Below are 24,661 nucleotides of genomic sequence, written 5' to 3'. Positions count from 1 at the left end.
GCGCGACCGCGCGCGCCGCCGACTCGCGCGCCTCGGCCGCCTGCTCCGCGTGGGTGGGCTGCGCGGGCTGGCCGCCGCCCGGTTCCTCGTCGGCGCCGCCGCCCGAACTGTCCGCGCCGGAGACGTCGGACGTCACCGACGACGCGCTCGCGGGCGCATCGGTCGACGCGCGTCGCGCGGCTTCATCGGCAGGACTGGGGGGAGCAGAACCCGTGGCGGAACCAGCGGGCGTCGAAGCAGGAGGAGCGGATGCGCCAGGCTCGGAGGACTGGGCGGGACGGCCAGCGCCGTCGGGAACCTCGGGGTGGTCGGTCTTGTTATCGCTCATGACGTGGGGACGGGCGCGCCGCGCGCGCGAACGAATGAACAGGCCTCCGATTATGCGTCGCACCGCAGGCCGTTGCCACCCCAATGCACAATTGCTCACATTCCGTGACACTGCGCGCGGCACGGCGCACCGCCCCGCAAGCGCCATGCCGCCCCGACGGCCCCGGCACATGCGGGCATCACGCGTGCAATACGCGTAATACGCGGCGTCAGCGCGCCGTCACCACGGTCACGAATCCTGGCGCTCGTCGAACGTCTCGCGCAGCGCGATCTGCATGCTCGCGTGGATCTTCACGCACCAGCGCCACAGCAGCATCGTCAGCACCGCCGCGCACACGAGCACGCCGATCAGGAAGCCCGTCGGCGGCAGAATCGTGCCCGAGAGCGCGGCCACCAGTACGAACACGCCGATCATCGACACGGCCGGCACCAGTTCCGCGATCGCGTGGCGCAGCGCGCGCGTGAAGCGCCCCGCCTTCTCCGGCTGCACGCTCACCTCGGCGAGCAGCAGCGCGAGCGACTGCGTCTTGCGCCACACGGCGACGAGGAACGGCATCGCGAGCACGAGCGCCGCGCTCCACAGCACGACGCGCTGGATGCGCTCGTCGGGCACCCAGCTCGCGATCAGCGGCGCGGCGTAACGCGCGCCATACGACATGCCGATGAAAATCGCCGACACCAATGCGAGATTCACCGCGATCTGCAGCACGATGCGCCGCGTAAGCGAAAAGAGCGTCGGCCCGTTGGAGCGCGGCATCAGCGCGCGCAGCCACTGGCTGTACAGGCCGAACACGTTGGAGACGGCGGGCGGCATGGCGCGCGCGAGGCGCTGCGAAAGCGGATCGGCGACGCGGATCAGATACGGCGTGGTCAGCGTCGTGATCGCCGACACCGTCACCGCGATCGGATAGAGAAAGCCGCTCGTGACCTTCAGCGTCAGGCCGAGCGAGGCGATGATGAACGAGAACTCGCCGATCTGCGACACCGTCATGCCCACGCGCATCGCCGTGCGGCCGTCGCGGCCCGCGAGGAAGGTGCCCAGTCCGCACGACACCAGCTTGCCGAACACCACGGCGAGCGAAATCACCGCGATCGGCCACGCGTAGTCGACCAGCACGAGCGGATTGAGCATCAGCCCGATCGTCACGAAGAAGATCGCCGAGAACGCATCGCGCAGCGGCGCGACCAGATGCTCGATGCGCTCCAGATGCCGCGACTCGGCCATCACCGCGCCGATCAGGAACGCGCCGAGCGCGATCGAATAATCGAGCTTCACGACCAGCAGGCAGAAGGCGAAACAGAAGCCGAGCACGGAGACGAGCAGCATCTCGTCGCTGCCCACGCGCGCCACGTAGCCGAGCACGCGCGGCACGATCAGGATGCCCGCCAGCAGCGAAACCAGCATGAACAGCAGCAGCTTGCCGAGCGTGATCAGCGCGATGCCGGGCGACAGCTCGCCGGTCTGCGCGATGCCGCCGAGCAGCACCAGCATGGCGATGCCCAGAATGTCCTCGACGATCAGAATGCCGAACACGAGCTGCGCGAACGGTTCGCGCTTCACGCCCAGATCGGCGAGCGCCTTGACGATGATGGTAGTCGACGAAATCGCCAGGATCGCGCCGAGAAACAGCGAATCCATCGCGGCCCAGCCGAACGCGCGGCCGATCTCGTAGCCGAGCCAGAGCATCACGACGATTTCGGAGATGGCCGCGACGATGGCCGTCGCGCCGACCTGAAAGAGCTTGCGCAGGCTGAATTCGAGCCCGAGCGAAAACATCAGGAACACCACGCCGAGTTCGCCCATCGTCTGGATGGTCTGCTCGTCGTGGATCAGCTGAAACGGCGGCGTGTACGGCCCGATGATCACGCCCGCCGCGATATAGCCGAGCACGACCGGCTGCTTCAGGCGATGAAACAGCACGGTGACGATCCCCGCGATCGCCATCACCACTGCCAGATCCTGAATGAAGCCGATTCCTTGATGCATGTACGATATTCCTTACAAAACGCTGTCTGATGCCTGAATGTTACCCGATGATCGCCGTCGGCCAAATCGTCGCAATCGAAAAAAGCACGGCCTACAATGATGTGTCCCTGGCGGCGCGGGCCGCGCACCCCCGATGCCCGCTCCGGGCCGCCTTGCCGCCGCGCTGCCGCGCCACTCCACCGCTGCTTAACGAACCGCCATCGAGCCGCCTCTCGCCATGACCGCTTCCGCTGCTTCCCCCGCTTCCGCTTCCCCGTTCGTGCCGTTCCCGCCGCTCGCCCAGCTGGCCGCAGATCTGGCCGCGGGCCGCACCACGAGCCGCGCGCTCGCCGAAACCGCGCTCGCGCGCATCGCCGATCCGGCCGGCCAGGGCGCGACCGTGTTCACGCACGTCGAGCGAACGCGTGCGCGCCGCCGTGCAGTGGTTCGAGGCCAACTGCACGCACGCGGTGCAGGTGGCGGACGTCGCGCGCATGGCGGCGATGAGCGAGCGGAATTTCCTGCGCTGCTTCAAGCTCGAAACCGGACTCACGCCCTTGAAGTTCCTGCTGCGCGCGCGTCTGGAACTGACCTCGGCCTTGCTCGTGTCGACGGATTTGTCGCTCGACGGCATCGCCAAACGCTGCGGCTGGCGAGGCGGAGAAACCATGGCGCGTCTCTTCGTGAAGCGTTTTGCATGCACGCCCGCCGAGTACCGCGCGCACGCGCGGGCGCGCGTGAAGAATGCCGGCGAATGCCATCCGCCGGTACAAAGTGCGAGCTGAATCCGTGTGCTTTTCCGCCATTTTCAATGAATGGCTTTATTCGCCATCAATGTCTTTTTTGGCAAACGGTTGCGCGAATTTGGTGCAAAGTTGCATCGGTGTGAATTGCGAATTCATGGAGCATAAGTAGAAGCCCGTATTGCATCGCTATTCGTACGAAAATGATTCAGAAATGAAACATGAGTGAAGGTGGCAGGGTTAATGAAAGGATTGGTAAGTTAGCGAATTATCAATGAAAACAATGCTTTCCGAGTGACGTTGATGATAGGATTCGAGCCTTTCTGATGCTGGCGTCTGGCCGGTTTGAACCAATTCGCTTAACCCTCTGCTTAAGCGTGTTATTGAAAAGACCGGCAAACGTTTTCCAGATTTTTGTCGAATGCCATTTGCCGCCAAGATGTTGGCGATTTCCGCCAGTCACGGTTTAAACGTGCACTCACATACTGTAGGATCAGATCCAGTCGATTAAGTCAGCTCGACGCAAGCTGATTGGACAATTGATTAGGGGGTAACAGATGGAGTGTGGGACACGTAGTCAACGAAACAACGTCGCGGAGTTGCATGCCTTGCCGCATCTGGATGCAGCAAGGCGCATTGGACTCCTGCTTTTTAGCGGATTCGCGCTGCCCGAAGCGGCAACGGTTCTGGAGATGTTCCAGTCGGCGAATGCCTTGTCGCAATCGGAGTCGGCCATGGGTAGCAAGGTGCGCTACGACGTCACCCTGCTATCGATCGCGGGCGGCCGCATCGACAGTTCCTCGTCCGTGTTCGTGTGGACCGAGAGTGTCGAAAACCGCCGCTTCTCGGACGGCTTCCATACGCTCTTTGTCGCGGGCGGCGCCGGCGCGCGCCATGCCTTGCGCGACGAGCGGCTGATTCGCTGGTTGCAGCGCGAGGGCTCGCGCAGCGAGGCCGTGGTGCCGATCGGCGACGGGCGCCTGTTGCTCGATGCGGCCGGTGTCGAGCGATCGACGCATGGCTGGGACGCGTTCCTGCGCGGCGCGAGCGAACCGCATCGTTCGGCGGAAGGCGGCTTTGCGGCCGTGGCCACCGCGCCGGTGCGCAAGGCGCTCGCGCTGATCGAGCAGGACTTCGGCGGCGACTTCGCACGCGAAGCCGTGGGGCGCGTGATGACGCAGCAGCAGACCTCGTTTACCGCGACGATTCGCGAGAACGTGTCGGGCTTCGTGAGCGAGCGCATTCAGGCGTCGGCGAAATGGCTCGAGGCGAACGGCGACCGGCCCATCACGATCGACGACGCGGCACAGATCGCCGCGATGAGCGAACGCAATTTCCTGCGCCGCTTCAAGATCGAAATGGGCGTGACGCCGTCGGACTATCTGCTCTACGTGCGCATCGATATGTGCTGCCGTTTGCTCGTCGATACCGATCTGCCTGTCGACAAGGTCGCGCGGCGCTGCGGTCTCGGTAGCGGCGGCTGGCTCGCGAAGCTGTTCCGCAAGCATCTCTCGACGACGCCGACGGAATATCGCACCAACATGCGCCGCTCGGCTGCCTGAACGCTTGAATGCTTGAATGCGAATCACAAATATCGCGTTTGTCATATTCGCTCGCAGGAACGCACGAACGCAAGCGCCTGAGCGTGCGCGTTGACGCCATGTATGCGCGTGATGCGATGCGTGGCCGTATCGGCGTTTCGGGTTTTAACGCGGCTTTTTAAAGCGTGGGCATGCGCCGATAAGCGGCCGGCGTGACGCCGAGCTGACTACGCAGCAGACGCGTGAGCCGCGCGCCATTCCCCATGCCGCAGCGACGCGCGATGTGCTCGACGGGCCAATCGGTTTGCACGAGCAGGCGGCAGATTGCGTCGACGCGCAGACGCTGCAAATAAGCGTTCGGTGTTTGCCCGGTTTCAATCTTGAAGCGGCGCAGAAAATTGCGTTCGCTCATCGCGGCCGCTTCGGCGGCGTCATGCATTGCCACCGATTCGTCCCAATGCGTGTCGAGCCATCGCAGCGCGGCTTGAATCTGCTCGCTCGGGCCGCGCCTGGCGATCGAATCGGGTGTGCAGGGTAAAGGCGATTCGATGCGATGCGCGATCTGTTTTTCGACGCGCCGCGCGATGGCCGTGCCCTGGTCCGTTTCGATCAATTGCAGGGCGACGGCAAAGCGCGCGTTGTGCGGGCGGTTCGCGCGGTTCGCGTTAGCCGATCCATCGTGACGGACCGCGCGCGCACCATCGTGCGCGGGCATGCGCCGTCTCGCGGCACGCAGCCATCGTAGACCCCGCGCCGACGCGATCAGCCGCTCGCCGTTCGACTCCGCGCGCGTGAACCACTGCGCGACGCGCCGGTCGCGCAACCCGGCGCACAGGCCCGAGCCCTCGATGAGAACAAGCGTGTCGAACGCCGACGAGGGCGCATGCAGGTCGAGCCCCTCGGTCCAGACGAACACCGACGAATCGCTGGCGATGCGGCCGCCCGAAGGCGAGAGCAGCGTGACGCGCCAGGGCGTCGCGTCGTCGTTATCGCTGTCGTCGCCACCTTGGCCGCGCATCGTGTTCGCCAACTGGAACGCTTCCACGAGCTGCGCCATTTCGGGCAGCGAAAAGCCGTTGAACACGACGACGCCAATCGACTTTCGTTCGGCGCGCGAAGCGAGAGCGACGGCGCCGCCGCCACGGCACGACAGGTGCGCGAAAAAAGGCACGATGGTGTTTCCCTGGAATGAGGCAAGCCCGCTTGACGCGCGGCGATGCGCGCTGCTACATGCCCGCTGACGATCCGGGGCGTACGGTGGCGGTGTGCGTGATGACGAGTCGCACAACGATACAACGCGCTTTTCGCGCCGCTATACCGTGCGTCTCAATGGTGCATTGCGCGGTGCATCGCGCGGTACATCGTATTCAGGCACGCCATCTGCTATCAGGCGCGATTGAATGTGCATGCCGTTCGGCGGCGCGACGCCACTTTCAATGACGAAGGCGGTGATTGAAATGGTGCGTATTGCATAACATCGAGGATGAGCCGACTTGCGTGAATCAATGAAACATTCGCGTGGGTTCATCCTCTGCATTATCGGCAGACGCGAGGGAAAGTTTAATCGTTTGGTGCGATGCCAGGATATCCACCAGGTATTAACCTTTTCTGACACTTTTTCTGAAAAGTTCGCGTAGACTTTTTGAAACGCCACCTTTTTGCTCGTTGCGCATCGTTATGCGGACGCTGGAATCGGGTGGTGCACAAACCCTGGTTATAGACGTGTCCGCACGTGTGCCAACTTACATGAAATTTGCCCTTCTGGAACCCGATCTCGCAGAGCTCGACCGCGTCCTCGAAAGTTGCGCGTTGTCCGGGCATGTCTGTTTCGGTGCATCGAACGACGAGGCGTTCCGAAGCCTGCTGGCCGAGGTTTCGGTGGACGTCTGCCTGATCGATTGGGTCGACCCGGACTGCTGCCGCTACGAGACTCTGGCGCGGCTCGCGCGGTCCGAGCCGGGCATGCCCGTGGTGCTTTGCGTGGCGCCCGGCACCCCGTACAGCGTGATCGATTCGGGGCTGAAACACGGTGCGAGCAGCAGCATCGAAAAACCGTTTCGCGCGATCGACTCACTCGCTACGCTGTGCTCCTGGGAAACAAACAGCTTTATTCCTTCTTACGTTTCCAGCAGCAGAATGATGTGATCTTTTGCCGATTCGGTAAAAATCGCCAGATCATCTCGCGCCATTCCTTTTTATCGACGTCAATTTACCGATTCACCATCGGGAATGGCGTATTGCACGCTTTGTTTTAAATTCGCAGCGATTCCCGCACGAACGTGCAGTTCAATCAAGCCATTCGCAGCATTCCGTTCCTTCCGTTTCCGCCATTTTCCCTGCCTTGTGCAGCGGCTGTGTATGGGCCTGTGTATGGCCTGTGTATGGCCTGTGTATGGCCTGAGTCGGCGCCTGTCTATCGCGCCATTCCGCGTCCGCCAATTCCATACCGCATGACGCCATTTTGACGGCTCGGCGATTCGCGTTCGCGCCGCGCGCCGTCTGATCGTTTCGATTCGCCGCTTCCACAGACCGCATGACCCGATACCGCCAACATCCTGGCCGGATCAGTCAGGGCGCAAGGACGCTGCGGGACGCGTGCCTATGATGCGTTGCAACGAGCGGGTGCTCGTACATCGCGGCGCTACCGAGGCCAGGGCGGCCAAGCCGGCCACGCCGGGCGACGTCCGCGATGATGCGATGCGCCAGACCATGGGCGCGCCGCTCGCCATTCAGGCACGCCAGCGAATCGATGGGCCGCGTGCCATCGCCGCTCAGCTCACGCACGGGAGTCGGACAATGCCAGGAATACAAGGACTGCTTGCGCGGCTGCTCGACGCCGCGCTCATCGGGTTGGGCGCGCTGCTGGCTTCGCAGATCCGCTATCAGGACGCCGTCGACAATCCGATGAACAGCGGCTTCATCGCCTTTGCGATCGCGTTCGCGCTCGCCGCGTTTCCGGTGTTCGGACTCTATGAATCGTGGCGCGGCCGTTCGCTGCCCGTGCTGGTCGGCAAGACCTCGCTCGCCTGGATCGTCGTGCAGGTGTGCGGGCTCGTGCTGATGTTCTCGCTGCATCGGACCGATCTGGTGTCGCGCCTGTGGTTCGTCTACTGGACGGCCATCTCGGGCGGCGCGCTGATCGCCGCGCGTCTCGTCGTGCATGGCGTGATGCGCCGCGTGCGCCATGCGGGCATGAATCTGCGCGATGTGGCGATCGTCGGACACGGCGAACGCGGCCGCGAACTCGTGAACAAGGTTCAGGTGTCGCCCGCAAGCGGCTTTCGCGTGACCGCGATGTTCGATCCCGCCGCCATGGAGCGGCGCGATGCGAACGGCGAGAGCGAATTCGAGCGCTTCGTCGCGCGCGTGCGCGGCAACAAGGTGCGCGAGATCTGGCTGGCGCTGGCGTTGTCGGAGAGTCAGACGATTCAGCGTTTCGTGCGCGAATTCCGCAATGAGCTGATCAACATCCGTTTCATTCCCGATATGCAGAGCGTCGCGCTGTTCGACGGCGGCATGACCGATCTGATCGGCGAACCGGCGATCAATCTGATTGCGTCGCCGCTGCCGCCGCATGCGATGGTGAAGAAGGACATCTTCGACCGCTTGTTCGCCGCCGCCGCGCTGCTCGCGCTCTCGCCGCTGCTGCTGGCGATTGCCGTGGCGGTGAAGCTCTCGTCGCGCGGGCCGGTGTTCTTCCGCCAATTCCGCAAGGGCGCGGACGGCCACGCGTTCCGCATCTACAAGTTCCGCACCATGCGCGTGCATGCAGAGCAGACGGGCGTCGTCACGCAAGCGACGCGCGGCGATCCGCGCATCACGCGCGTCGGCGCTTTTCTGCGGCGCACGAGTCTCGACGAACTGCCGCAATTCATCAACGTGCTGCGCGGCGAAATGTCGGTGGTCGGACCGCGCCCGCATGCGCTCGAACACGACGAGTTCTATCAGGACGTGGTGACCGACTATATCCATCGCTATCGCATCAAGCCGGGCATTACCGGCTGGGCCCAGGTGAATGGTTATCGCGGCGAAACCGATCGCATCGAGAAGATGGAAAAGCGCGTGGAGCACGATCTTTATTACCTGCGCAACTGGTCGTTCGCGCTCGACATGCGCATCGTGATGGCGACTGTGGTGAAAGGGCTCGTCAATAGCAACGCGTATTGAACGCATATCGAACGCGATTTGAATGCGCTTTGAACGCGCTTTGAATGCGCTCAATCGAAAACCGATCGGGAGATGAACAGATGAGCAGCAGTCTCGGTGCGCAACACGGACGCGCGACTCCGCTGATTTTGCTGACTGGCCGCAACGGCCAGGTCGGCCACGAACTGATGCGCGCGCTCCAGGGGCTGGGCCGCGTGGTCGCGCCGGAGCGCCTCGGCCTCGATCTCGCCGATCCCGATTCGATCGTGCAGGTCATGCGCGATCTGCGTCCGCAAGTGGTGATCAACGCAGCCGCGTATACGGCTGTGGAGCGCGCGGAAACCGAGCGCGAATTCGCTTATCGCATCAACGCTGAAGCGCCGCATGTGATGGCGATCGAAGCGAAACGCGCGGGCGCGGTGCTGATTCATTATTCGACCGATTACGTGTTCGACGGCACCAAGACCGCGCCCTATGTCGAGAACGACACCGCGCGTCCGCTGAGCGTCTACGGCTTTTCGAAGCTGGCGGGCGAGCGCGCGATTGCGAACGTGGGCGGCCGCCATCTGATTCTGCGTACGAGCTGGGTCTATGGCCTGCGCGGCAAAAACTTCCTGCGCACGATTCTGCGGCTGGCGCAGGAGCGCGAGTCGTTCGATGTCGTGGCGGACCAGTTCGGCGCGCCGACATGGAGTGCGACGATTGCCGCGCAGACCGCGCATATCGTCGCGCAAAGTCTCGCGGCCGACGATCGCGGCGCGTGGTGGGACGAGCGCTCGGGCCTCTATCACCTGACGGCGTCGGGCTGCGCATCGTGGCACGACTTCGCCTCGACCATCGTCGAGGCAGTGGGCAGCGCGGCGGACGTGCGGCCGATCGACAGCGGCGCATGGCCGACGGCCGTGCAACGTCCCGCGAATTCCGCGCTCGATTGCAGCAAGCTCTGGCGCACCTTCGGTCTGCGCGCGCCGGAATGGGACGCCGCGCTGCGCTGCTGTCTCGACGGCGTCGCGCTGCCCCAGATCGTGGCTGCCGCGACTTGACCGACACGAGGGAACTGCTAGACATGACTCACATTGAGACCGGCGCGTGGCGCGGGGGGCGGTGCTGACGCGCGACGTGCCGCCGTAGTCGATCGTTGTGGGCAGCCGACTGTAGAGCACGCATCATGCGCGCGATTGATCTGATCGCCGTCCGGTATCGGCACAATGATTAGGATGCCGATACATATGTGAGATTGAGTCAGATCCACGATTGTGTGCTGCGCAGCACGGCCAATCGCGCCGCCGCGTTGCAACCGCAGATCTGGCTGCAACAGTTTCGGCTGCGCGCGTTCGACCTCAATCCGCTGGAAATGCTGGCGATCCGTGGCTACGTGTTTTGGAATCGCTTCGTCGGTATAGCACGCGGTTTATCAAGCACTCGTCGCGCCTCCCACACCCCTAACCCCCCGCCTTTGTGGATTGAGTAGCCAAAACCGGGGCGTTTTCCGCCGCGAGCCCATGCAGGGCCGCGTGCTCGCCTAGTCTGTATGCACAGCCACCAGGAACGTGAGCGACGTGCTCGCGCCTAATCACCTTACGAACGCGAACTTACCCATGCTGAAGGTCACCAAGGCAGTGTTTCCCGTTGCAGGTCTCGGAACCCGCTTTCTTCCCGCGACGAAGGCCAGCCCGAAGGAAATGCTGCCCGTCGTCGACAAGCCGCTGATCCAGTACGCCGTGGAAGAGGCGATGGCCGCGGGCATCACGGAGATGATCTTCGTGACGGGACGCAGCAAGCGCGCGATCGAGGATCACTTCGACAAGTCGTATGAAGTCGAGGCCGAACTCGAAGCGCGCGGCAAAGCCAAGCTGCTCGAACTCGTTCGCAGCATCAAGCCGAGTCACGTGGACTGCTTCTACGTGCGCCAGCCCGAAGCGCTCGGCCTCGGCCACGCAGTGCTGTGCGCGGAAAAACTCGTGGGCGACAACCCGTTCGCCGTGATGCTCGCCGACGATCTGCTCTACGGCCAGCCGCCCGTGATGCGTCAGATGATCGACGTGTTCGATCACTATCACAGCTCGGTGATCGGCGTGGAGGAGATTCCGCCGGAGGACACGAAGTCGTACGGCATCGTCGATGGCCGCGAATGGGGCGAGTCGATCATCAAGATCTCGGGCATCGTCGAAAAGCCCGCGCCCGAAGTCGCGCCGACGAATCTCGGCGTGGTGGGACGCTACGTGCTGAAGCCGCGCGTGTTCGCGCATCTGCGTGCGCTCAAGCCGGGCGCGGGCGGCGAATTGCAGCTGACCGATGCGATCGAGGCGCTGCTCGCCGACGAGCAGGTGCTGGCCTACAAGTATCGCGGCACGCGTTTCGATTGCGGCAGCAAGATCGGCTATCTGAAGGCGACGGTCGAATTCGCGCTGCGTCACCCGGAAGTGGCGGGCGAATTCGGTCGGTACCTCGCGACGCTGCCCGGCATCGCGCAGGCGGCCTGAAGCGCGCGAGAAGCCATAAAAAACGAGGCAGCCGCACGGCGCAGCCCACGCCGCTCAATCATGAATCACGACTCGATGTCCGAGACCACGCCTATTCTTTTTGTTGAACCCGTCGCGCGTGGCTTCCGGCTCAACGTGCTCGCCAGCGCGATTTCCGCGGTGCGCGAGCGCTCGCGCCGGCCCATTTTCATCGTGACGCGCGAGGACTTCGCCTGCAGCGAACTCGCGCGTCGCATCGCGCCGAGCTGGACCGACGTGCGCTTCGTGGCGTCGCGCCTGAATTTCGATGGCGCGAACACGAGCGTGCTCGGCGAGGACGCCGCGCAAGCCTTGCTCGATGCGGCCGAAGACGTGTTGCCGCCCGCATGGTCGGAGCAGCAGGGCGATCTCGTCCTGCTCGGCGCCGACGATTATCTCGACGCGCTCGCCATTCGCCTCGACGAAAGCGGCGGGCGTTTCGCCCACACGCGGCGCTTCGTGTTCCTCTACAACAGCGACGATTTCGTGGCGGGCGAGTTGAACGGCACCGCATCGCCGCAACTCGGCCAGGACGCCATTGAGGCGATCGACGCGATGGACGCCACGCTGCTCTCGTTCAACGAGCGGCTGCGCGGCGAGCGCATCGGCCGGCGTGCGGTGAAGGTGCTGCCCGATCCGTGGCACGGCCAGTTCGCGCCCGCGCAGCGCAAGCTCGCGCGCGACGCGTTCAAGGTGGGCGAGGACGGCTTGCTCGTGACCGTCGATGTCGACGTGCTGCTCGATATGGGCGATCTGTCGTGGGCGCCGCTCGTCGCGCGGCTGATGGAGTTGCCGGGCGTGCGTTTCGCCTTGCAGGGCAACGTGTGGGCGCTGCGCAATTCGCCGCTGCGCGAATTGATCGCGCGGCTCGGCGATCGGCTTGTCTATGCGGGCATGGTGCGCGACGCGGAGCATAACGCGAAGCTCATCGCCGCGACGGATTTGCTGCTGAGCCGGCGGCGCGATGGGCGCAACCGCTCGCGTATCGATGCACGCAGCGATTCAAGCAACGATTCAAGCAACGGCGCAAACAACATCGCGCATGCGAGCATCGCGCGGCGTGTGCGTGCCGAGTCGCTGGGCGCCGCGTTCGACCGCGACGTGATGCGTTGGCTCGTCGACAGCGTCGACGACCTGTTGTCGATTTCCGGTGTCGGCATGGCGGTGATGCGCAGCGAACTCGATCGCATCGCGCATGAACGGCTGATGCGCACCTTTGGCTTGCAATTGCGCGCGGCGCTGCGCCACGCGCATTGAAGTTTCGTGATGAACGTTTGAGCTGAAGCGTGCGTTCAGCACGATTGGTCCCGGGAAGGTCCCCCGCCTTTCCGATTTACCCGCCGCTTTCGCAAGGAGCCGGCGGGCTTTTTTTTGCGCGCTCGATTGCCGATCGGGAAGCGTCTTCGGGATTCAAAAATCCCAATAGCATTCCATATATGAAACGCACAATCGAATGTGAATCACAATTCGAGTGCACGGGTCTGCACTGAAAGGCGGAATTCCGCACCGATAAAGGCTTTACGGGAAAACCTGTAGATCGTCGCCGATAAAAATCGCACCCAATCAAAAGAGACGATCGGCAACTTTTTTGAGCCGTCGCGCCATTGCCGGTGATTTTGTCCACCCCAAGAATTTCACACATCGCCGAAGGCTTTTGAAAGCCGGATCACAGGCGACTTCTGGGGAGACAGCGCATGCAATTCATCTTGAACGGACAGCCCTTCGATTTCGACGGCGATCCGCAAACGCCCTTGCTCTGGGTGATCCGCGAAAACGCGGCGCTCACGGGCACCAAATACGGTTGCGGCATCGGCGCGTGCGGTGCGTGCACGGTGCATCTCGAAGGCGAGGCCACGCGCTCGTGCGTGTTGCCCGTTTCCGCCGTCGAAGGCCGAAGCATCACCACCATCGAAGGACTCGCGCCGGGCGTCTCGCATCCCGTGCAGCAGGCGTGGATCAAGCAGGACGTGCCGCAATGCGGCTACTGCCAGTCGGGCATGGTGATGGCCGTGGCCGCGCTGCTCAAGCAGCATCCGCATCCGAGCGATGCGCAGATCGATCAGGGCGTGACCAACCTGTGCCGCTGCGCGACCTATCACCGTATCCGCGAGGCCGTGCATGTTGCCGCCAACCTCTGAGCCTCTCGATGCACGCGCGCCGCAACGCGACAGCCGCCGCGCGTTTCTCAAGACCGGTCTCGCCATCGCGGGCTCGCTGGTGCTGCCGCTCGCGTTCGGCGAGCAGGTGCAGGCCGCTGAAGACGGCGCGCGTTTTCGCGAGATCAACGACTGGGTGCGCGTCGATCCCGACGGCCGCACGATCATCGGGCTCTCGCAGGCGGAAGTCGGGCAGGGCGTCTATACGGGCCTGCCGCAACTGCTCGCCGATGAAATGGACGCCGACTGGCGGCAAGTCAGCGTCGAGTTCGTCACGGGCCGCGACGCCTATCGCATCGCGGCGGCGAATGAACATCCGCAGCAGTTCGTGGGCGCATCGATGTCGGTGACGATGTTTCAGCAGCGTCTGCGCATCGCGGGCGCGCAGGCGCGCGAGGTGTTTCTCGCGGCGGGTGCGCGGCGGCTGAACGTGCGGCCCACGCAATGCGTGACGAAGACGGGCCGCGTGATTCATCCGCAGACGGGGCGCTCGATCGCTTATGGCGAACTGCTCGCGGACGCCGCGAAATTGCCGCTGAATCCGCAGCCGCGCCTGAAGGCCGAGTCGGCGCGCGCGCTGATCGGCCAGTCGCTGCACAAGCTCGACGTGCCCGCGAAAGTGAGCGGCGCGGCGGTGTTCGGCATCGACGTGAAGGTGCCCGGCATGCTCGCGGGCGCCGTGAAAATGGCGCCCACGCTGAACGGCAAGCCGCTGGCCGTACGCAATCGCGAGGCGGTGCGCGCGATGGCGGGCGTGGTCGAGATCGTGCAGGCGAAGGACGCCGTGATCGTGGTCGCCGACACGTACTGGCAGGCCAAAACGGCAAGCGATGCGCTCGACGTGCAATGGGATGAGAGCACGGAAAACAGCGGGAAAAACAGTGGTAAAAGCAGCGCCGCGCCTGCGGACAGCGCGACGATACTCGCGCAGCGCAAGGCCGCGTTGATGTCGACGCAAGCGGTGGTGGCCACGCGCATCGGCGACGCGCCCGCGCAATTCGCGGCCGCTGGCGAGATGCATGGCGCGTCACGCATCGTCGAAGCCGACTATCACACGCCCTATATCGTCCACGCGACGATGGAGCCCGTGAACGCCACCGTGCACGTGCGCGAGCATGAGATCGAAGTGTGGGGGCCGATCCAGGGGCAGGACAAGGTGCGCTGGGCGCTCGGCGGACTCTTCAAGCTGCTGCCCGAAAAAGTGATCGTGAACACCACGTTTCTCGGCGGCAGTTTCGGCCGCAAATACGTGCCCGATTTCGTGATTCATGCGGCGGTGGCGTCGAAGGCCGTGGGGCGTCCGGTCAAGGTGATCCGCTCGCGCGAGGACGATATCCGCCACGGTTTCTATCGCCCCGGCGTGTCGGCGCGCATGCGTGCCGTGCTCGACGCGCAGGGCTATCCGCGCGCGCTGCATCTGCGCGTGGTGGGGCAATCGCTTTACTGGTCGATCAAGCGCGATTACTTCGAAAAGGCCGGCGGCTGGGACGAGACCATGCTCGACGGTCTCTACGATCTCGGCTATGCGGTGCCGGATCTGCTCGTCGATTCGGTGAACGTCGATCAGGCGATTCCCGTGAGCTTCATGCGCAGCGTGGGCAGCACGTCGAGCATTTTCTTCCTCGAAAGTTTCGTGAACGAACTCGCGCACGCGGCGCGCATCGATCCGCTCGTTTATCGGCGCACGCTGTTGCGCGGCGATCCGCTCGCGCTGCGCGTGCTCGATCGCACGGCCGCGCGCGCGAACTGGTCGCACAAGCCTGCGCCGGGTCTCTATCGCGGCCTTGCCTATAGCCTCTACACGGGGCGCGGCGGCGCGTTTACGACCTACGTGGCGCTCGTGGCCGAATTGCGCATGGTCGACGGCAAGGCGAAGCTCGAACGCATGGTGTGCGGCATCGACTGCGGCCAGCCGATCAACCCGATGCTGATTCGCGAGATGGTCGAAGGCGGTATCGGCTTCGCGCTGACCAACACGTTCAAGAGCGAAATCACCTTCAAGGATGGCGCGGTGGTGCAGCAGAATTTCGCCGATTACCCGCTGCTCTATCTCTCGCAGATGCCGAAGATCGAAGTCGAGATAATCGACAGCGATCGCACGCCGCAAGGCTGCGGCGAGGTGGCGTTGCCGCCCGTTGCGCCCGCCGTGGCCGCCGCGCTATTCGAGGCGACGGGCACGCGCTTGCGCACGATGCCGCTCGAACAGGAATTGGTCTGATCCCTTTTTATTTCCCCACAAACCCGAAAAACAATGATCCGTATTCCTGAATGTATGGCTGCCGCCGTGGCGGCGCTGGTCGTAACGGCCGCTCACGCCGATCCCGTCATCGACGTCGCGCACGCACGCCAGATCGCCACACAGCACGCGTGCTTCGGCTGCCACGCCGTCGACAAGAAGCTCGTCGGTCCCGCGTATCGCGACGTGGCCGCGCGCTATTCGGGCAAGCCCGGCGCGGCGGCGACGCTGGTCGCGCATATCCAGAACGGCAGCACCGGCAACTGGGGCGCAGTGCCGATGCCGCCCAATGCGATCAGCGCGGGCGATGCGCAGATCGTCGCGCAATGGATTCTGGCGGGCAGCAAGTCCAACTGATTTTCCCGCACGCAGCAAGCCGGGCCGTTCACGCGGCCCGGAGTTCCCCGCAATAAATAAGTATGGCTAATTAAACGGTTCGGAGAGTGTCATGAAAAAAGTGGTGGCGGCAGTGTGTCTCGCGGGCGCCTCGGCGCTCGCGTGGGGGCAAAGCAGCGTCTCGCTGTACGGGATCGTCGATACGGGCATCGAGTTTTATAACAACGCGGCGAAAGGCGGGTCGTTCGTCGGCATGCCCACGCTCACGGGCGAGGTGCCGTCGCGCTTCGGCCTGCGCGGCCAGGAGGATCTCGGCGGCGGCTACAAGGCGTTCTTCGTGCTCGAAAACGGCTTCGCGGCCAATAGCGGCGCGCTCAACTACGGCGGCCGTCTGTTCGGGCGTCAGGCGAATCTCGGCATCAGCAGCGACTACGGCGCGATCACGCTGGGCCGCCAGATGAACATGTCGATGTACGTGCTGCTCAACGCCGACGTGATCGGCCCGTCGATCCATTCGATGGCGAGCTTCGACAGCTATCTGCCGAACGCGCGCAGCGACAACGCCGTGGGTTACCTCGGCAAATTTCACGGCGTGACAGTGGGCGGCACCTATAGCTTCGGGCGCGACGCGGCGGGTCCGGCGGGACCGTCGGCAACGAACTGCGGCGGGCAGCTGGCCGGCGACGCCGTGGCCTGCCGCCAATACACGATGATGCTCGCCTACGACAACGCGTGGGGCGGCGCGGCGGCTTCGTATGACGTGATGTACGGCGGCCCCGGCGCGACGTCGCCGCTCGTGAGCAGCGACGATACCGACAAGCGCGTGATCGTCGACGGCTACGTGAAGTTCGATTCGGGCAAGATCGGCGGCGGCTGGATCCGGCGCAACACGGCAGCGGCGGCGCACGCGCAGTCGGACCTGTTTTTCCTCGGCGCGACTTACTACGTGCGGCCCACGCTCGCGTTCGACGCCCAGGCGTTGCGCTACATTCTGCGCGAGCAATCGAGTTCGACGCTGCTGGTCGCGCGCGCGAATTATTTCATCTCGAAGCGCACGACGCTTTATGCTTCGCTGGGGTACATGATGAACAGCGCGCTCGCGGCGAACGCAGTGGCCGCCGCCGGCACGGTGACGACCGGCGCGAATCAGTTCGGCGCGATGATGGGCGTGCAGCAGCGCTTCTAATTCGCCGCTCGGGTTGACGAGGCGGCGAGGCGGCGCGCGGCGCGGCGAGAATGGGTCCGCGCCGCGCGAAGGAAATAATCAAATCGGAGAGACAGATGGCGACAGACCTGTTGAGCGCCGCGCTGGCGGATCTGCGCGCCGACGCCGTGGTGACGGGCCATTTCTCGCTCACCGCGCCGTGGGCGTTCGTCAAGCCCGCGGTCGAGGGCGCGGTGTTCCGCACCGGGTTCGGCGAGCCGTACACCATCAGCGTGGAAGGCATGGAGCCGCTGCGCGTGGAGCCCGGCGATTTCGTGCTGCTGCCGCATGGTCACGAGCACGTGCTGGCGTCGGCGCCCGGCGTCGCGCCCGAGGCGTTCGACGATCTCGTCGCGCGCGCCGGCATCCGGCCGAGCTTCGACACGCCGCTGCGCCTGAACGCGGGCGGCGGCGGCACGGTCTGCGATCTCTACACGGGCATCGTGTTTTATCGCGAGGCCCTGCGCAATCCGCTCATTTCGGTGTTGCCGCCGCTGATACACGTGCGCAAGCACGACGCGGCGCTCGGCTCCTGGCTCGCCGACACGCTGATGGCGTTCATCCGCGAATCGATGGCCTGCCAGCCCGGCTGGGCGGTCGCGGCCGCGCGTCTCGCGGACGTGCTGTTCGTGCAGTTGCTGCGCGCACATCTGGCGTCGGCGATCAGTCATACCGGCTGGCTGCGCGGCCTGATGGACCCGCAGATCGGCCGCGCGATCGCGCAGCTGCACCGGCACCCGGAGCGCGACTGGACCGTCGAATCGCTCGCGGCGACGGCGGGCATGTCGCGCTCGCGCTTTAGCGCGCGCTTCGTCGAACTGGTCGAGGAAACGCCCATCGGTCATCTGACCGCGTATCGCATGTACGTGGCGAGCGGCGCGCTGCGAGACTCGCGGCGGCGGCTCATCGAGATCGCGACCAGCGTGGGTTATGCGTCGGAAAAGGCCTTTATCCGCGCGTTCCGGCGCTGGTCGGGGATGGCGCCCAAACAGTACGCGCGCAATCAGCGCAATCAACGCGATGCGGCGGACGCGGCGGCTGTGGCGGTCGCGTCGCGAACCTGATACGGTGGCTCGCGCAGAAAGTATGGATGCCGAAATATTACGCGTGCAGCGCCGTGACCGCCGCGAACAACGGCGTGCGCGTGCCGGAGACGATACGCATCGAGGCCGCGAAAACGCGCGAGGCCGCGAGCGAAGGCGCACACGTGTGCGCCTGAATCGAGCTTAAGGCGCGGGCGCAGGCATGAACGTGAACGACGGCGTGGCGACGAATTTATCGGCGGTCTCGCCCGAGAACATCTGCCCGGAATCGATCGTGAGCTTCATCACCGGCGCGCCGGGTTTCAGGTCGAGCTTGCGCAGCGAAACCCAGAACGTGTCGGGGCGCGTGGCCGAATCGAAGTAGTAGACGAGGTCGGTCTGATCGGCCACCGTGCGCCAGATCGTCGAGGAAAGATTGGGCGTTTCCGGCGTGCGGATGCCGAGCGGCACGCTCACCGAACGCATCACGCTCATCACGCTCGCGACCTGCTGGTACGCGCCGTTCTGCTGCGGCACGCCCGCCATGTAGTTCGGATCGGGGCTCTTGGGAATCGCGTCGAGCAGGAACGAGGCGCGCACGAAGCGGTCGGCGGCGCGGTTCGTGCCCGGCAGGAAGCTCAGTCCGCCAATGCCTTTCCAGTACGTGTCGAGCGCGAGCTGTTCGCTGTAGATCGGCGAGTTCGTCATGATCTTGTAGGCCTTGCCGTGATGGATCACGAGCTTGCCGTCGAGATATTCGAGGATCGCCGAGTCGCCGCTTGCGTCGGAGAGCGAGAGGTGGATCGAGATCGGTTTGCCGTTGGGCAGCGGCGGCGCGATGATCTGGAACGGCTCCTTGGCGAGCGCCTCGACGGCTTCGTTCACGCTCGCGTAGCGGTCGAGCACGTATTGCGCCCACAGGCTGATCGCCATCGGCGGGCGGCCCGAGTTCGGCTTGCCGTAGTCGGTTTCCGCGAGATAGAGCGCGTTGGCGACGAGGCCGCGCTCGTTCATGCCGTCCACGCTGCCGATGTCGTAGCCCGACACCACCACGCTGCCGTATTTCGAACGCCAGCGCGGCGACTTCGGGCCTGCCTCGCCGGTGCGCTCGATGCCCGCCGGAAACACCCAGAGATTCGAGCGCATGTCCTCCGACCAGTCCATCGAGCGGCCCGTGATGACGAGCCCGCTGTCGCCGACGTAGAGCGCTCGCGTGCAGGCTTCGGCGAGCGGCGAGAGCGCGAAGGCCGTGCAGGCGAGCGCGGCGGCGGCGGCGAGCGCGGCGACGGGATTCGGGGCGCGAGGCTTGAGGCGCGGCCTGGCGCCGGACGATGGCGAAGCGATAAAGCGTGAAGTGAAACGGGACATGATGGCGCGCTCCAGAAGCGTGACGTACCCGGGCAGAAGCGGAACGAAAGCAGCACGAAAGCCGTACGGATGCTGGGGAAAACGCCTGGATCATGCCACGCAAAGGACATCGCGCGCGTCGTGCGTGCGCAGGCGAGAGGCGCGCCATGCCGTTGCGCGAGCACCGTTGCCCGGCTGATCGGCGTCGATCGCGCATCGATTACGCGTTGATCGCCATTGATCGCGTATCGCGGCCCGACCCGCAGCGCGATCCGCGACCCGATCCGCATCTGTGAATCGAAGTTAAAGATGCCTTGAGTTTGGAGGCGGTTGCAAAGCGCCAGCGTGTGTAGAGTCGTTTCCACACTATTCGAATCACGCGGAGACGCACACCATGAAGACGTATCGCATCGCAACCATTCCCGGCGACGGCATTGGCAAGGAGGTCGTGCCCGCGGGCAAGCAGGTGCTGGAGGCGCTCGCGCGCACGCATCGCGGCCACGCAGGCGAAGGCGCCTTCGCCTTCGAGTTCGAGGACTTCGACTGGGGCGCCGATTATTACCGCGCCCACGGCGTGATGATGCCCGCCGACGGCCTCGACCGCATCCGCGACAAGGACGCCATTCTGTTCGGCTCGGCGGGCGACCCCGACGTGCCCGATCACATCACGCTCTGGGGCCTGCGCCTGAAGATCTGCCAGGGCTTCGACCAGTACGCGAACGTGCGCCCGACGCGCATCCTGCCCGGCATCGACGCGCCGCTCAAGCGCTGCGGCCCCGACGACCTGAACTGGGTGATCGTGCGCGAAAACTCCGAGGGCGAATACGCGGGCGTGGGCGGACGCGTGCATCAGGGCCATCCGATCGAGGCGGCCACCGACGTGTCGATCCTCACGCGCGCGGGCGTCGAGCGCATCATGCGCTTCGCGTTCCGGCTCGCGCAGTCGCGTCCGCGCAAGTTGCTCACGGTGATCACCAAGAGCAACGCGCAGCGCCACGCGATGGTGATGTGGGACGAGATCGCGCATCAGATCGCCGCCGAATTCCCGGACGTGAAGTGGGACAAGGAACTCGTCGATGCCGCCACGGCGCGCATGGTCAATCGCCCCGCGACGCTCGACACCATCGTCGCCACCAATCTGCACGCCGACATTCTGAGCGACCTCGCCGCCGCGCTCGCGGGCAGCCTCGGCATCGCGCCGACCGGCAATATCGATCCCGAGCACCGCTATCCGTCGATGTTCGAGCCGATTCACGGTTCGGCCTTCGACATCATGGGCAAGGGCCTCGCGAATCCGGTCGGCACGTTCTGGTCGGTCGTGATGCTGCTCGAACATCTGGGCGAGCAGGCGGCCGCGCAACAGGTCATGCATGCGATCGAACAGGTGACCGCCGATCCCGCGCTGCATACCGGCGACCTGGGCGGCAAGGCCACCACGAAGCAGGTGACCGACGCCGTATGCGCGCTGATCGAAAAGGTGGCGATGGCGGCGTGAAATAACGCCCATTCAGAGCTTGAATTCAGCGCTCAAATTCAGCGCCTGACGGCGCGCGCCCATTAAATCGATCATACGCGCGCGCCGATTCAAAAAACGCGGTGCATCACACGCGCCGCGCCTCCAAGGAGGAGACACATGCAACGCGATCTCGAAGCACGCGTGTCGAGCAAACTCATGTGGCGCATCATTCCGTTCGTGATGCTGCTGTATTTCGTGAGCTTTCTCGATCGCGTCAACGTGGGTTTTGCTGCGATGTCGATGAACAAGGCCATCGGCCTGTCGTCGGCGGCGTTCGGTCTGGGCGGCGGCCTGTTCTTCATCGGCTACTTTCTGTTCGAGGTGCCGTCCAATCTCATCCTGCACCGCGTGGGCGCGCGCATCTGGATCGCGCGCGTGATGGTGACGTGGGGCATCGTGAGCGCCGCCTCCGCATTCGTTAGCGGTCCTGCGAGTTTTTACACGCTGCGCTTCCTGCTCGGCGTGGCGGAAGCGGGCTTCTTTCCCGGCATCATCCTGTATCTGAGCCAGTGGTTCCCGACGCGTCAGCGCGCCGTGGCCGCCGCATGGTTCATGGCCGCCGCGCCCATTTCGACGGCGATCGGTTCGCCGCTCTCGGGCGCGATCATGCAGCTCAAGCCGATGTTCGGTCTCGCGGACTGGCAGATGCTCTACGTGCTCGAAGCGCTGCCGGCGGTCGTGCTCGGCTTCGCGGTGCTGCGTTTCCTGACCGATGCGCCCGCGAAGGCCGCGTGGCTCGACGCCGACGAAAAGGCCTGGCTCATCCGCAAGCTCGACGACGAGGCGAGCGCGCGCCACGCGCAGCACGGCCACACCGGCGCGCTGGCGGCGCTCGCGAATCCGCGCGTGCTCGCGCTGGCGCTGATTTACTTCGGCACCTCGGCGGGGCTCTATACGCTCGGCATCTGGGCGCCGCTGATCGTGCGTCAGTTCGGCTACAGCCCGCTCGAAACCGGTCTGCTCACGGGCATTCCGAGCGTGGCCGCCGTGGTGGCGATGGTGTGGTGGGCGCGCCATTCGGATCGCAAGCAGGAGCGCACGTGGCATGTGGTGCTGCCGTGTCTGCTCGCTTGCGTGGGCTTTGTGCTGGCGGCGGGCGCGAACGGCACGGTCGCGATCGTGGCGGCGCTGGTGCTGGCGAACGTGGGCATCAGCGCGGCCAAGGCGCCGCTCTGGGCGATGCCGAGCGCGTTCCTCTCCGGCGCGGGCGCGGCGGCGGGTATCGCGATGATCAATTCGCTCGGCAATCTGGGCGGTTTCGTCGGGCCGTCGGTGATCGGCTGGCTCAAGCAGAGCACGGGCAGTTACGGCGCGGGGCTCTATGTGGTGGCGGGCACGCTGGCGGTGTCGGCGGCGGTCACGCTGCTGCTCGGACGCAAGGCGCGCGCGGAATCCTTACGGCATTCGGTTCAGAGTCCGAACTAATTTTTGCGGATGATTGATGGAGCATGAACAAGGCGGGGCGTGTTGTGAGACACGCCCCGCCTCCTGCTTTCTTGTGCTTATTTCGCGCGGCTGCGCGTGGTTTTCTTCGCGGCGCTCGCGCGCGGCGCTTCCTTCGCGGCCGGCGCCGCGCCGCCGTTAAGGTCTTCGATCCACGACAGCGCGTCGGCATACGCGAGGAACTGGCGCAGATAGCCGGGCGACAGTTCGCGCATCAGCAGCAGCGCGCGATGCACGAGGCTGCTGGAATTCAGCGGGCCCGCGTTCTTCGGCACCTGGTCGAGCGACTGCTGCACCTGCTGATCCGCGCTGAGTTTCGACCAGACGTCGCGGAAATAATCGAGCAGGTCGGCGGGCGGGCCGTTGCGCGCGTCGCGAGACGCGTCGGCCGCGAGCGAGGCCAACGCGCGCTGCGGATCGGCGGCGCAAACATCGTCGGCGCGCGCGTGCTGCGAGGCAGCCTGTTCGACCTTGGCCGCGTAGTCGGCGATCAGCGTATCGATGCGCGCGTCGAGCACGGTGCGCGCCGCGCCTTCATGTGCGCTCGCGCGTTTTTCGAGTGCGTCGATCAGCGCATAACGCACGGTGTCGAGCCGGTCCGCGCCTTGCTCGCGCCACGCATCGAGCGTCGTGCGCGCGGACGCGACGATGGGCGTGCCGTCACTCATGAACTTTCGCCGCGGGCGCGGCGGAGCTGGCCGGACGCGGCACGGCGGCGATTTCCACGCGTCGGTTCTTCGCGCGGCCCGCTTCGTCGGCGTTCGAGCTGACGGGCTGCTCGGAGCCGAACGCCGCCGCGAACACCGAACGCGCGGGCACGCCCGCGTCGATGAACGCGCGCGTCACCGTCAAGGCGCGCTCGGCGGACAGTTCCCAGTTATCGGCGAAGCGGTGATTGCCCGCGTGCACCTGCTGGTCGTCGGCGAAACCGCTGACCATCAGGATCTGGTCGCGGTCGCGCAGATACGCGGCGAGCGGCCCCGCGAGACTCTTGAGCAGCTCGCGGCCCTCGGGCTGCAGCTGATCGGAGTTCAGCGCGAACAGCACGTTGCCGCTGATGCCGATGCGTCCGTTCACGAGCGTCACGCGTCCGGCCGCGAGCGGCCCGGCGAGCGCCTGTTCGAGCGTCTTGCGGCGCTGCGTTTCGATCTGCCGCTGCTTGACCTCGCTGGCGAGCTTCGACGACGCTTCGAGCTGCATGCCGATCACGCCCACGAGGATCAGCACGAACGCGCCCAGCAGCGCCGCCATCAAGTCGCCGAACGCGGCCCAGACCGGCGCGGTCGGCTCCGCGCCGCCGTCGATCTCGTCGTTCATGCGGCTTCAGCTCCTGCCTGAAGGCTCAGGCGCTGCAGGTTCTCGACGATCTGCTTCTGCGAGAGCAGGCTCAGATCGATTACTTCCTTCGCCTGCGCGACGTAGTAGGCGAGCTGGTCGTCGCTGCGCGCGAGCGACTTGTCGAGCGCGGTTTCGATGCGCTGGAGCTGCGTCGTCAGCTTGTCGTTCGATTCGCCGAAGTGCTGCACGGCCTGGCCGAACGCGTCGCCGAGGCTCGCCATTTCGACGGCGCTGCCCGTGACCTGGGCCGCCGCGCCTTCGAGCGTCTGCGCGCCGGTTTCGACCTGCTGGTCGAAGCGCGCGCCCACGCGTTCCATGAGGCCCGACGAGGTTTGCACGAGCGCGTCGATGGCGGTGCGCTGCTCGGTGCTCGCGTGGTTCACGGCGTCGAGCAGCGTGGTGACGGTGGCGAGCAGGCGGCCGCGCTCCTCGAGCATCGCGGTGTCCTGCACCATGCTCTCGGAGAGCTTCTGGCGCAGTTCGGCGACGACTTCGGCGGCCACGCGCGGTGCTTCCGACGCGGCTGCGACGAGGCGTGCGATTTCGGCGATGGTGCCGTTCGCATGCGTTTCGGTTTGCGTGGCGATGTCGGTGGCGGTTTGAGCGAGCGCGTCGCAGATCGCCTGCTGGCGTTCCGTGGCGTGCGTGCTCGCGCGCTCCCAGGCGGCGGCGTTCGCATCGACGAGGCGCGCGATTTCGGCGAGCGTGCCGTTGGCGTGCGATTCGGTTTGCGTGGCGATATCGTTCGCGGTTTTGGCGAACGCGTCGCAAATGAATTGTTGGCGTTCAGCCGCTTGCGTGCTGGCGGCTTGCCATGCGTTCGCGTTCGCTTCAGCGGC

Annotated in this window: 22 protein-coding genes and 3 pseudogenes; 17 read left to right on the top strand and 8 right to left on the bottom strand. The window is 65.0% G+C overall.

The window, feature by feature from the left end; all coding sequences use genetic code 11:
* Both LDO54_RS14725 and LDO54_RS14720 read right to left on the bottom strand, forming a co-directional pair.
* Positions 1 to 328 (bottom strand): annotated as a pseudogene (locus LDO54_RS14725) (hypothetical protein); the annotation flags it as partial.
* 228 nt (positions 329 to 556) lie between these two features.
* On the bottom strand, positions 557 to 2,314 hold the full coding sequence (locus tag LDO54_RS14720; RefSeq protein WP_224011423.1) for a cation:proton antiporter: 1,758 nt from the start codon (positions 2,312 to 2,314) through the stop codon (positions 557 to 559).
* A 217-nt stretch (positions 2,315 to 2,531) separates the two neighbouring features.
* Here LDO54_RS14720 and LDO54_RS14715 point away from each other — a divergent pair.
* The 3 genes and pseudogenes from LDO54_RS14715 to LDO54_RS14705 all read left to right on the top strand — a co-directional run.
* Positions 2,532 to 2,765 (top strand): annotated as a pseudogene (locus LDO54_RS14715) (amidase); the annotation flags it as partial.
* Between the two features lie 22 nt (positions 2,766 to 2,787).
* Entirely contained in the window at positions 2,788 to 3,078 is a 291-nt protein-coding gene (locus LDO54_RS14710) for a helix-turn-helix domain-containing protein (RefSeq protein WP_436975593.1), read from the top strand.
* 566 nt (positions 3,079 to 3,644) lie between these two features.
* Positions 3,645 to 4,598: a GlxA family transcriptional regulator gene (locus LDO54_RS14705; RefSeq protein WP_224011421.1), complete on the top strand. Its 954-nt coding sequence runs from the start codon at positions 3,645 to 3,647 to the stop codon at positions 4,596 to 4,598.
* Positions 4,599 to 4,755: 157 nt separating this feature from the next.
* On the opposite strand, the gene LDO54_RS14700 is transcribed toward LDO54_RS14705, so the two are convergent.
* Together LDO54_RS14700 and LDO54_RS14695 are read right to left on the bottom strand one after the other, a co-directional pair.
* A complete protein-coding gene (locus LDO54_RS14700; RefSeq protein WP_224011420.1) occupies positions 4,756 to 5,748 on the bottom strand; it encodes a helix-turn-helix domain-containing protein in 993 nt (330 codons plus the stop codon).
* A 141-nt stretch (positions 5,749 to 5,889) separates the two neighbouring features.
* Positions 5,890 to 6,231 (bottom strand): hypothetical protein, encoded by a 342-nt coding sequence (locus tag LDO54_RS14695; protein WP_224011419.1) that lies wholly within the window; start codon positions 6,229 to 6,231, stop codon positions 5,890 to 5,892.
* Between the two features lie 92 nt (positions 6,232 to 6,323).
* Here LDO54_RS14695 and LDO54_RS14690 point away from each other — a divergent pair, with 92 nt between their 5' ends.
* The 12 genes from LDO54_RS14690 to LDO54_RS38900 all read left to right on the top strand — a co-directional run bounded on the left by LDO54_RS14690 (position 6,324) and on the right by LDO54_RS38900 (position 18,375).
* Positions 6,324 to 6,722: a response regulator gene (locus LDO54_RS14690; RefSeq protein WP_224011418.1), complete on the top strand. Its 399-nt coding sequence runs from the start codon at positions 6,324 to 6,326 to the stop codon at positions 6,720 to 6,722.
* A 651-nt stretch (positions 6,723 to 7,373) separates the two neighbouring features.
* Positions 7,374 to 8,744 carry an undecaprenyl-phosphate glucose phosphotransferase gene (locus tag LDO54_RS14685; RefSeq protein ID WP_224011417.1) on the top strand — a complete coding sequence of 457 codons (1,371 nt, stop codon included), beginning with the start codon at positions 7,374 to 7,376 and terminating at the stop codon, positions 8,742 to 8,744.
* Between the two features lie 80 nt (positions 8,745 to 8,824).
* A complete protein-coding gene (gene rfbD, locus LDO54_RS14680; protein ID WP_224011416.1) occupies positions 8,825 to 9,766 on the top strand; it encodes a dTDP-4-dehydrorhamnose reductase in 942 nt (313 codons plus the stop codon).
* Between the two features lie 194 nt (positions 9,767 to 9,960).
* Entirely contained in the window at positions 9,961 to 10,194 is a 234-nt protein-coding gene (locus tag LDO54_RS14675) for a hypothetical protein (RefSeq protein WP_224011415.1), read from the top strand.
* A 127-nt stretch (positions 10,195 to 10,321) separates the two neighbouring features.
* Positions 10,322 to 11,206, top strand: coding sequence for a UTP--glucose-1-phosphate uridylyltransferase GalU (gene galU, locus LDO54_RS14670; protein ID WP_224011414.1), 885 nt, complete (start codon positions 10,322 to 10,324; stop codon positions 11,204 to 11,206).
* A gap of 60 nt (positions 11,207 to 11,266) precedes the next feature.
* Positions 11,267 to 12,481 (top strand): hypothetical protein, encoded by a 1,215-nt coding sequence (locus tag LDO54_RS14665; protein WP_224011413.1) that lies wholly within the window; start codon positions 11,267 to 11,269, stop codon positions 12,479 to 12,481.
* Positions 12,482 to 12,918: 437 nt separating this feature from the next.
* Complete coding sequence (locus LDO54_RS14660) at positions 12,919 to 13,362, top strand: (2Fe-2S)-binding protein (protein ID WP_224011412.1); 444 nt, start codon at positions 12,919 to 12,921, stop codon at positions 13,360 to 13,362.
* Entirely contained in the window at positions 13,343 to 15,598 is a 2,256-nt protein-coding gene (locus LDO54_RS14655) for a xanthine dehydrogenase family protein molybdopterin-binding subunit (protein ID WP_224011411.1), read from the top strand. Before LDO54_RS14660 ends, LDO54_RS14655 begins: the two co-directional genes overlap by 20 nt.
* A gap of 33 nt (positions 15,599 to 15,631) precedes the next feature.
* Entirely contained in the window at positions 15,632 to 15,973 is a 342-nt protein-coding gene (locus tag LDO54_RS14650; RefSeq protein WP_224011410.1) for a c-type cytochrome, read from the top strand.
* Positions 15,974 to 16,064: 91 nt separating this feature from the next.
* Positions 16,065 to 17,138: a porin gene (locus LDO54_RS14645; RefSeq protein WP_224011409.1), complete on the top strand. Its 1,074-nt coding sequence runs from the start codon at positions 16,065 to 16,067 to the stop codon at positions 17,136 to 17,138.
* Positions 17,139 to 17,233: 95 nt separating this feature from the next.
* A complete protein-coding gene (locus LDO54_RS14640) occupies positions 17,234 to 18,220 on the top strand; it encodes an AraC family transcriptional regulator (protein WP_224011408.1) in 987 nt (328 codons plus the stop codon).
* Between the two features lie 26 nt (positions 18,221 to 18,246).
* A complete protein-coding gene (locus LDO54_RS38900; protein WP_290371082.1) occupies positions 18,247 to 18,375 on the top strand; it encodes a hypothetical protein in 129 nt (42 codons plus the stop codon).
* 7 nt (positions 18,376 to 18,382) lie between these two features.
* Here LDO54_RS38900 and LDO54_RS14635 read toward each other — a convergent pair whose 3' ends face one another.
* Positions 18,383 to 19,546 (bottom strand): linear amide C-N hydrolase, encoded by a 1,164-nt coding sequence (locus tag LDO54_RS14635; RefSeq protein ID WP_224011407.1) that lies wholly within the window; start codon positions 19,544 to 19,546, stop codon positions 18,383 to 18,385.
* 373 nt (positions 19,547 to 19,919) lie between these two features.
* On the opposite strand from LDO54_RS14635, the gene LDO54_RS14630 reads away from it, so the two are divergent.
* Both LDO54_RS14630 and LDO54_RS14625 read left to right on the top strand, forming a co-directional pair.
* Positions 19,920 to 21,020 (top strand): tartrate dehydrogenase, encoded by a 1,101-nt coding sequence (locus LDO54_RS14630; RefSeq protein ID WP_224011406.1) that lies wholly within the window; start codon positions 19,920 to 19,922, stop codon positions 21,018 to 21,020.
* Positions 21,021 to 21,158: 138 nt separating this feature from the next.
* Positions 21,159 to 22,466, top strand: coding sequence for an MFS transporter (locus LDO54_RS14625; protein ID WP_224011405.1), 1,308 nt, complete (start codon positions 21,159 to 21,161; stop codon positions 22,464 to 22,466).
* Positions 22,467 to 22,543: 77 nt separating this feature from the next.
* On the opposite strand, the gene LDO54_RS14620 is transcribed toward LDO54_RS14625, so the two are convergent.
* The 3 genes and pseudogenes from LDO54_RS14620 to LDO54_RS39235 all read right to left on the bottom strand — a co-directional run.
* Positions 22,544 to 23,152 (bottom strand): DUF2894 domain-containing protein, encoded by a 609-nt coding sequence (locus LDO54_RS14620; protein WP_224011404.1) that lies wholly within the window; start codon positions 23,150 to 23,152, stop codon positions 22,544 to 22,546.
* Positions 23,145 to 23,801, bottom strand: coding sequence for an OmpA family protein (locus LDO54_RS14615; protein ID WP_224011403.1), 657 nt, complete (start codon positions 23,799 to 23,801; stop codon positions 23,145 to 23,147). The genes LDO54_RS14620 and LDO54_RS14615 overlap by 8 nt, the downstream gene beginning before the upstream one ends.
* Positions 23,798 to 24,661: pseudogene (locus tag LDO54_RS39235) on the bottom strand (DUF802 domain-containing protein); the annotation flags it as partial. The pseudogene LDO54_RS39235 and the gene LDO54_RS14615, both read right to left, overlap by 4 nt.

Source organism: Paraburkholderia tropica (assembly GCF_914484835.1).
Lineage (GTDB): Bacteria > Pseudomonadota > Gammaproteobacteria > Burkholderiales > Burkholderiaceae > Paraburkholderia > Paraburkholderia tropica_A.
The sequence above is the reverse complement of the archived record's forward strand: the minus strand, read 5'-3'. Positions and strand labels throughout refer to the sequence as shown.

Excerpts from the sequence above, each read along its gene's own strand:
- LDO54_RS14720 (WP_224011423.1), bottom strand. The coding sequence starts at position 2,314 with ATGCATCAAGGAATCGGCTTCATTCAGGATCTGGCAGTGGTGATGGCG.
- LDO54_RS14710 (WP_436975593.1), top strand. The coding sequence starts at position 2,788 with ATGGCGGCGATGAGCGAGCGGAATTTCCTGCGCTGCTTCAAGCTCGAA.
- LDO54_RS14690 (WP_224011418.1), top strand. The coding sequence starts at position 6,324 with ATGAAATTTGCCCTTCTGGAACCCGATCTCGCAGAGCTCGACCGCGTC.
- LDO54_RS14685 (WP_224011417.1), top strand. The coding sequence starts at position 7,374 with ATGCCAGGAATACAAGGACTGCTTGCGCGGCTGCTCGACGCCGCGCTC.
- rfbD (WP_224011416.1), top strand. The coding sequence starts at position 8,825 with ATGAGCAGCAGTCTCGGTGCGCAACACGGACGCGCGACTCCGCTGATT.
- galU (WP_224011414.1), top strand. The coding sequence starts at position 10,322 with ATGCTGAAGGTCACCAAGGCAGTGTTTCCCGTTGCAGGTCTCGGAACC.
- LDO54_RS14665 (WP_224011413.1), top strand. The coding sequence starts at position 11,267 with ATGAATCACGACTCGATGTCCGAGACCACGCCTATTCTTTTTGTTGAA.
- LDO54_RS14660 (WP_224011412.1), top strand. The coding sequence starts at position 12,919 with ATGCAATTCATCTTGAACGGACAGCCCTTCGATTTCGACGGCGATCCG.
- LDO54_RS14655 (WP_224011411.1), top strand. The coding sequence starts at position 13,343 with ATGTTGCCGCCAACCTCTGAGCCTCTCGATGCACGCGCGCCGCAACGC.
- LDO54_RS14650 (WP_224011410.1), top strand. The coding sequence starts at position 15,632 with ATGATCCGTATTCCTGAATGTATGGCTGCCGCCGTGGCGGCGCTGGTC.
- LDO54_RS14645 (WP_224011409.1), top strand. The coding sequence starts at position 16,065 with ATGAAAAAAGTGGTGGCGGCAGTGTGTCTCGCGGGCGCCTCGGCGCTC.
- LDO54_RS14640 (WP_224011408.1), top strand. The coding sequence starts at position 17,234 with ATGGCGACAGACCTGTTGAGCGCCGCGCTGGCGGATCTGCGCGCCGAC.
- LDO54_RS38900 (WP_290371082.1), top strand. The coding sequence starts at position 18,247 with ATGCCGAAATATTACGCGTGCAGCGCCGTGACCGCCGCGAACAACGGC.
- LDO54_RS14635 (WP_224011407.1), bottom strand. The coding sequence starts at position 19,546 with ATGTCCCGTTTCACTTCACGCTTTATCGCTTCGCCATCGTCCGGCGCC.
- LDO54_RS14630 (WP_224011406.1), top strand. The coding sequence starts at position 19,920 with ATGAAGACGTATCGCATCGCAACCATTCCCGGCGACGGCATTGGCAAG.
- LDO54_RS14625 (WP_224011405.1), top strand. The coding sequence starts at position 21,159 with ATGCAACGCGATCTCGAAGCACGCGTGTCGAGCAAACTCATGTGGCGC.
- LDO54_RS14620 (WP_224011404.1), bottom strand. The coding sequence starts at position 23,152 with ATGAGTGACGGCACGCCCATCGTCGCGTCCGCGCGCACGACGCTCGAT.
- LDO54_RS14615 (WP_224011403.1), bottom strand. The coding sequence starts at position 23,801 with ATGAACGACGAGATCGACGGCGGCGCGGAGCCGACCGCGCCGGTCTGG.